This window comes from Acidisoma sp. (assembly GCF_035492295.1).
In the GTDB taxonomy this organism is placed as follows: Bacteria; Pseudomonadota; Alphaproteobacteria; order Acetobacterales; family Acetobacteraceae; genus Acidisoma.
Window position 1 is genome coordinate 1 of the sequence record NZ_DATJJK010000133.1, and the last position, 6,907, is coordinate 6,907.

The following is a 6,907-nucleotide window of genomic DNA, read 5'->3' on the forward strand; positions in this document are numbered from 1 at the left end:
TGGCGCAGATCGATGGCGAAGCCCTGGTCGGCTTCGACGGAGATCAAAGTCTGAGAACCCGAAATGGCATTCATGTGCGGCGCCGATAGCCGATCCGCCCCCGCGCTGCAACCGCACTCTTGGGCCAGCTGCCGCGCAGGCGCAGCCGGTCAGGCCGAGGCTCAGCTCGCGGGGGCGGTCATGCCCGGGCGGCCGAGCCTGAGCGGCGAGCCCGGCAGCAGGACGACCCGCGCGCCGGGCGCGAAGCTGGCCGCTTCCGTGGTGACGACGGACAGCGTCTGCCCGTCATCGGTGCGCACGAGAATTTCCGAAAGACCGCCCGGCCTGCCCCCGGCGGCAAGCCCGAGCGCCGCCAGGACCGCGCCTTCGCCATCGGCCGAGGCGGGCGGCACCGGGCGCACCAGCGCAACCGTCGCATAAAGCGGCCCTGACGCCTCGGCCGTCACGGCCGCGGGGGCCACCGCTGTGCGAGGTCCGCCGCCCGCGCAACCCACCAGCAACAGGCCAAGGCCGGCAAGACCGGCGAGAGCGGCCGGAGCACGCAAAGATGTGAACATGCGGCGGAACCTCACCAATACCGGAGCTTTCTGCACTCTATGCAATCTTTTGGACAGGGACGATCCCTAAAACGAACGGTTCGTGTTGCACCAAACTTCGTCTTGCATTAGTGCGTTAGGGGTCATTCCTGAACAGCAGGATTAAGCAATCTGTGAAAGCGGCGGCATCAAGCCGTCGTGACTCAACGGCCCCGAAGGCCGCGCCACGACGGAGGCTGCCGTGACCCCCCCCTCTGATGCTCCCGTAGATGTGACCGGAGCCCCTCTTGGCCACAGACCAGAGGGCAAAGGCAGGGTGCGCGGCCTTTTCGCGAAGCTGCGTCTCGGCGCCGGTCTTGCCGCACTAGGCTTGCTTGCCGCCTGCGCCGGCCATCATTCCCATCTCTCGGCCAGCCAGCAGGCGAGCGAATACAAATACAATGCCCGCGGCGACTATCAGCCGCCCGGCCCCCCCTCCGATCCCTGGGGTCCCTATATCAACGAAGCCTCGCGCCGCTTCGACGTGCCGCCGAGCTGGATTCGCAATGTCATCCACGTGGAATCCGGCGGCAACCTTTACATCAACGGCCAGCTCGTCACTTCGGGTGTCGGCGCCATGGGCCTGATGCAGCTGATGCCGCAGACCTATCAGGAACTCGAGGCGCAGTACGGGCTGGGGGACGACCCCTATAACCCGCATGACAACATCATGGCCGGCACCGCCTATCTCCGGGAAATGTATGATCTCTTCGGCTCGCCGGGCTTCCTTGCCGCCTATAATGCCGGACCGCAGCGCCTCAACCAGTATCTGACGGATGGCCGCCCGCTGCCGGCCGAGACCACGCATTACCTCGCAATGATCGAGCCGCATATTGAGGGCGACATGCCGACGGGCCGTTCGCCCGCGGACCAGTTCGCGATGAACAGCATGACGGCGCCGAGCGCTGCGCCCTATAACAGCGGCGCTCCGGCCAGCAGCGGCCCAACCTTGGCCGATACTGGCGGCGGCCTCGTGACGGCCGGCAGCACGACCGGCAGCCTCCCCGCCGGCGGCAGCCAGGGTAGCGCCTCGGCCCTCCTCGCGATGAACGAGACCGCGGATTCCGAAGCCGCCAGCACCGACGCGCTGAATGCCCAGCAGGTGGCTCAACATGGCCAGACTCTGGTCGCCAATGGCGGCGGTGCCGTGTCGCCCGATTTGATGGTGGCGCATGACGAGCCGGCCCCCGCGGTGGTGACGCCTGCGGCGCCGGTGCAGACGGCCTCTGTCTTCGCCGCCCCCCTGCCCTCACCCCAGGCACAGCGGCAACTCGCCTACCGTCCGGCGGTGGTGGAAGCGAGCCCGGTGACGACAGCACCCGCGCCCTTGCCGGCGCGCCAGCCGGTCTTCCAGGTGGCGCCCGCCTACCAATCCACCAGAGCACCGGCGGCCGCCGTGCCCACGGGCACTCGCCTTGCCCAGAACACCGCCCCGCCGGCACCCGCCTATGCGCCGGCGGCTGTCACCTACCAACCCAAGGTCATCGGGCCGGGCGGCACGCAAAATCTCGCTGCCGAGATGGGCCAGCCGACCAGGGCCGTCTACCAACCGCGCCCGACCGGCGGCCTGCATCTGATCGCACCCGCCGAGGCGGACACCCTGCCGGCTACCGTCGGCGGCGGCAGCAGCGGCGGCTGGGGCATTCAGGTCGGCGCCTATGGGACGCCGAACGATGCCCGCCATGCGATCGATACCGCCCGTCATACCGAGCGCATGCAGCTGGCCTCTGCGCGCACGGTTGTCATGCCGGTCCAGGTCTCGCAACGCACCCTCTACCGCGCCCGGCTGAGCGGACTGTCGCAGAATGCCGCGGTCAATGCCTGCCAGGGCATTCAGGGGCGGACGCCCTGCATGGTGCTCTCGCCCGACGCGCTCACCGACTGATCCTCCGCGCATGCGCGACAAGAAGGCCCGGTGCCCTCGGCACCGGGCCTTCTTGATTCTGGGGCTGGAGCCGCCGGCCGGCCTCCGAATCATGGCTGTCAGCAATTTTGAGAATAGTTCTTACTTTCATGGGGCGCGAAAACCCGCTATGGGATTGCAAGTTACTCGCAATCGCAGCCTGCGGAGCGCCCTCGCCGTGTATGTCTGTCTGTGCAATGCCTTGACCGATCGCCAAGTGAAGGCCGCCGCCGAGGCTGCCAACACCACCAAGCCGAGCGAGGTCTACGCCGCCTGCGGCTGCCGGGCCCAATGCGGCAATTGCATCAAGCGCCTGCTCCATATCATCCGCGGTGACGAGACCCAGCCCGGCTCCTTCCAGGAAGCCTAAGGGGCGCGCGCCCCGCGGCCCTTGATGCGCCTTTCATAACCGAGTGATAAAATAGGTCTTCGCCCGGATGCGGGCACGCGGCGCTCCCGAAGCGGCGCAATTTTCAAGCGGTGGAGCGGACCCGATGCTGCGCGATCCCAAGGTCGTCGAATACCTCAATACCCAGCTGACCAACGAGCTGACCGCGATCAACCAGTATTTCCTGCACGCCCGTACCCTGCAGCACTGGGGCGTGACCAAGCTCGGGAAACACGAATATGCTGAATCCATCGAGGAGATGAAGCATGCGGATGAGCTGATCAAACGCATCCTCTTCCTCGACGGCCTGCCCAATGTGCAGCGCCTCAACGCTATCCAGGTCGGCGAGACGGTCGAACAGATCCTGCAGGCCGACCTCAATATCGAGCTGAAGGCGACGCAGGACCTGCGGGAAGGCATCGCCTATTGCGAAAGCGTGCGGGATTTCGTCTCGCGCGACCTGCTCTCTACCATCCTCGAGAACGAGGAGGAGCATCTCGATTTCCTCGAGCGGCAGTTTGACCTCATCAAGCTCATCGGCCTCGAGAACTACATCCAGCTCAATTCGGCGGCAGCACCCGACCAGGAATGACCGGCGCGGCCAGCCGCGGGCTCATAAAAAGGGGGCGGCACCGCGAGGTGCCGCCCCCTTTTTGTTCCAAACCGCTTACGCCTTGATGAAGGCGAGCAGGTCCGGGTTGATGACATCGGCATGGGTCGTCGCCATGCCGTGCGGATAGCCGGGATAGGTCTTCAGCGTGCCATGCTTGAGCAGCTTGATGCCGAGCAGCGCGGAATCGGCAATCGGCACGATCTGGTCGTCCTCGCCATGCATCAGCAGCACCGGCACCGTGATTGCCTTCAGATCCTCGGTGAAATCGGTCTCCGAGAAGGCCTTGATGCAGTCGTAATGGGCCTTGGTGCCGCCCATCATACCCTGTCGCCACCAGTTGCGCACAACGCCTTCGGAAACCTGCGCGCCGGGGCGGTTGAAACCGTAGAAGGGCCCGCTCGCGACATCGAGGAAGAACTGCGCCCGATTGGCCGCCTGGGCGGCGCGGAATCCATCGAAAACCTCGAGCGGGAGGCCGCCCGGATTGGCGTCGGACTTCAGCATGATCGGCGGCACGGCGCCGATCAGCACCGCCTTGGCAACCTTGTTCTTGCCGCCATACTGGGCGACGTAGCGTGCGACCTCGCCGCCACCGGTCGAATGGCCGACATGGACCGCATTTGCCAGGCCGAGATGGGTCGACAGCGTGTCGACATCGGCGGCGTAGGTATCCATCTCGTTGCCGGTATCGGTCTGGGCCGAACGACCATGGCCGCGGCGGTCATGCGCGATGACGCGATAACCCTGCGCTTCGAAGAAAATCATCTGCGCGTCCCAGTCGTCCGCGCTCAGCGGCCAACCGTGATGAAAGACGATCGGCTGCGCCGATTTCGACCCCCAATCCTTGTAGAAGATCTGCGTGCCGTCGGCCGCGGTGACGAAACCACTGCTCATGAGCCTAGCTCCCTTTAAGTGATGCAAGATGGAAAGGCGGCGGAAGTGCTGGATGCCGGCAGGCATTGACCGCGAGACCGGCGAAGCAAAGCGCAATTCAACCGTTGCTTCAAAGACACTATTCTGACATCCACAACGTATCGCGATAATTGTTATCGCGATACTCACCTAGCCAGGGGCAAGGAGGAGGTCAAGCCATTTGTTATCGCGATAAGGTTTTACGTGTTATGGTTCCCTCCCCGCTTGCGACGAGACCGGACCATGCCCCTGCCGCTGAAAGACCAGCTTTGCTTCACCCTTTATGCCACCAGCCTGGAAGTGAACCGCACCTACAAGCCCATGCTGGACGCCATGGGCCTCACCTATCCGCAATATCTCGTGCTCACTGCTCTAGGTGAGGCGGACGGGATGAGCGTCGGTGCCATTGCGGCTCGGCTCGGGCTCGAATCCAGCACCGTCACCCCGCCCATCAAGCGCATGGAGCAGGCAGGGCTCGTCATCCGCCGCCGGGCGGAAGCGGATGAGCGGCAGGTCCAGGTTTTTCTGACCGAGGCCGGGCGCTACACGCTGCGGGAGAGCGACTGTCTCAATCAAAGCCTCCTGCGGCAATCCGGGCTCAGCATGGAGGACGTCCAGGCCCTCAATCGCCAGCTGCAATCCCTCCATGCTGCGCTCGTCGCAGCGCCGGATCAGGCAAAGGAAGGCGCCGACAAGACAGAACCTCCGGCCCCCACGCAGCCCGAGGATTAGGCCGGAATCTCCGGTATCAGGGCGGCGACCTTCTCCAACACGTCCGCCTGCCAGGGTTGCAGTTCCTGGCCGCCCATGGAGTGGAAATGCGCGAAGGGATCGGGCGTCGCGGGCAGTTCCGCCAGCGTCTCCATCACCGCGAGGCCGCACCAGGGTGCATAGGCCGGGGAATAGCCGCCCTCGTGGCTGAACATCAGCCGGCCGCCACACAATTCGTCCGCCGCCTTGACCAGACGTTGCGTCATCTCCCGATAGGTGTCGGTCACCAGCATTTGGCGCCCGAGCGGGTCCATCGCGCAGCCATCGAAGCCTGACGGCACGATGATCATCTCCGGCTTGTAACGGGCGAGTGCCGGCAGGACGACGCGGTCGAAGGCCGCGACATAGGCACCATGGCCCGAGCCCGGCGGCAGCGGGATGTTGATATTGGCGCCGAAACCGTCCCCGGCACCACGCTCATCGATACCGCCGGACTCGCGCGGATAGTTGCGGTCCTGATGCAGCGAGATCGAGAGCACGCCGGGATCGTCATAGAAGATCCACTGCGTGCCATTGCCATGATGCACGTCCCAATCGACCGTCGCGATGCGCCGTGCGCGATAGGTATGGCGCAGATGTTCGATCGCGATCGGCACATTGGCAAGCAGGCAAAAGCCGCGGCCGCGGTCGCGCTCCGCATGGTGGCCGGGCGGGCGCACCAGCGCGTAAGCCTGGTCAAGTTCGCGCGTCCAAACCTTGTCCGCGGCTTCGATGCAGCCGCCGGCGGAGAGCAGCGCGATTTCCCAGGAATCCTTGCCGATGGGGGCCAGTTCACCACCGTCTCCGAAACCCAACGCGCTCATCTCCTTCACGCGCGCAAGATAGGGCGCGGTGTGGATGCGCAGCGCCTCTTCCTCCGTCGCCGCGCGCGGCTTGATCGTGGTGAGGTGATCGAGCACGCCGGTGACATCGAGCAGGTTGCGCATGCGCCGCTTCGCGGCCGGATTCTCGATATGGATATCAGGCTCCAGGTAGCCGCCGGCGGGCATCGAGCCCGCAGCGAAACCCGTCATGTGCCACATATAGCGTTCGTGCCAGACGAAGCCGATTTTCTTGGCCATTACGCTGCCGCCTTCTTCAATCCAGAGGATGCACCCATGAACATCGCGGCGCGCTCGGCCACCATGATCGTCGGGGCATTTGTATTTCCGGAAATCATGTTCGGAAAGATGCTTGCATCCGCAACCCGCAAGCCTTCGAGCCCGCGCACGCGCAGTGTCGGATCCACCACGGCACCCGCATCCGTGCCCATGCGGCAGGTGCTGGTCGGGTGATAGAGCGTCGTGCAGTGGCCGCGGATAAAGTCGCCGATCGCCTCGTCCGTCACCGCCTCCGCGCTCGGCGTGATCTCATGGGTGATCAGATCGGCGAGCGGCGATTGCGCCGCGATGCGCCGGTTGAGCTTCACGCCTGCGATCATCGTCGCGAGATCCGTGCCGGAGGGATCGGAGGAGAAGTAGCGCGGATCGAGGATGGGATGCTCCAGCGGATCGGCCGAGCGCAGGCGCAGCGTGCCGTGGCTCTTGGGCCGCTGCAGGGTGGCGTGCAAGGTAACGCCGGGGCCTGACGCCATGTAGCGGGCGTGATCGCGATGGCCGGAAATCACGCCGTAAAGCTGGATATCCGGCTCCGTCACGTTGGGCGCGGATTTCGCGAAACCGCCCGCCGCGACCCAGATGGACGAGAGCGGACCTTGTTTCGTCGCGAGCCATTCCTCGGTCGCCGCATCCAGCTCCGCCCCGGTC

Annotated in this window: 8 protein-coding genes; 4 read left to right on the forward strand and 4 right to left on the reverse strand. The window is 65.1% G+C overall.

Annotation, left to right across the window (positions count from 1 at the left end):
* Positions 1-161: 161 nt before the first annotated feature.
* Complete coding sequence (locus VL752_RS09425; protein ID WP_325354475.1) at positions 162-557, reverse strand: hypothetical protein; 396 nt, start codon at positions 555-557, stop codon at positions 162-164.
* A 295-nt stretch (positions 558-852) separates the two neighbouring features.
* Here VL752_RS09425 and VL752_RS09430 point away from each other — a divergent pair, with 295 nt between their 5' ends.
* The 3 genes from VL752_RS09430 to bfr all read left to right on the forward strand — a co-directional run bounded on the left by VL752_RS09430 (position 853) and on the right by bfr (position 3,458).
* Entirely contained in the window at positions 853-2,460 is a 1,608-nt protein-coding gene (locus tag VL752_RS09430; protein WP_325354477.1) for a lytic transglycosylase domain-containing protein, read from the forward strand.
* A gap of 148 nt (positions 2,461-2,608) precedes the next feature.
* Positions 2,609-2,848 (forward strand): (2Fe-2S)-binding protein, encoded by a 240-nt coding sequence (locus VL752_RS09435; protein WP_325354479.1) that lies wholly within the window; start codon positions 2,609-2,611, stop codon positions 2,846-2,848.
* Between the two features lie 124 nt (positions 2,849-2,972).
* Positions 2,973-3,458: a bacterioferritin gene (gene bfr, locus VL752_RS09440; RefSeq protein ID WP_325354481.1), complete on the forward strand. Its 486-nt coding sequence runs from the start codon at positions 2,973-2,975 to the stop codon at positions 3,456-3,458.
* A gap of 75 nt (positions 3,459-3,533) precedes the next feature.
* On the opposite strand, the gene VL752_RS09445 is transcribed toward bfr, so the two are convergent.
* On the reverse strand, positions 3,534-4,373 hold the full coding sequence (locus tag VL752_RS09445; RefSeq protein WP_325354483.1) for an alpha/beta fold hydrolase: 840 nt from the start codon (positions 4,371-4,373) through the stop codon (positions 3,534-3,536).
* 261 nt (positions 4,374-4,634) lie between these two features.
* Between VL752_RS09445 and VL752_RS09450 the strand changes: the two genes are divergently transcribed.
* Positions 4,635-5,123 carry a MarR family winged helix-turn-helix transcriptional regulator gene (locus VL752_RS09450; protein ID WP_325354486.1) on the forward strand — a complete coding sequence of 163 codons (489 nt, stop codon included), beginning with the start codon at positions 4,635-4,637 and terminating at the stop codon, positions 5,121-5,123.
* On the opposite strand, the gene VL752_RS09455 is transcribed toward VL752_RS09450, so the two are convergent.
* Both VL752_RS09455 and VL752_RS09460 read right to left on the reverse strand, forming a co-directional pair.
* Positions 5,120-6,223, reverse strand: coding sequence for a class II histone deacetylase (locus VL752_RS09455; protein ID WP_325354488.1), 1,104 nt, complete (start codon positions 6,221-6,223; stop codon positions 5,120-5,122). The two genes, VL752_RS09450 and VL752_RS09455, sit on opposite strands and share 4 nt — an antisense overlap.
* Positions 6,223-6,907 (reverse strand): GMC family oxidoreductase (locus VL752_RS09460; protein ID WP_325354490.1); only part of this gene is annotated, 685 nt, incomplete at its 5' end. The genes VL752_RS09460 and VL752_RS09455, both read right to left, overlap by 1 nt.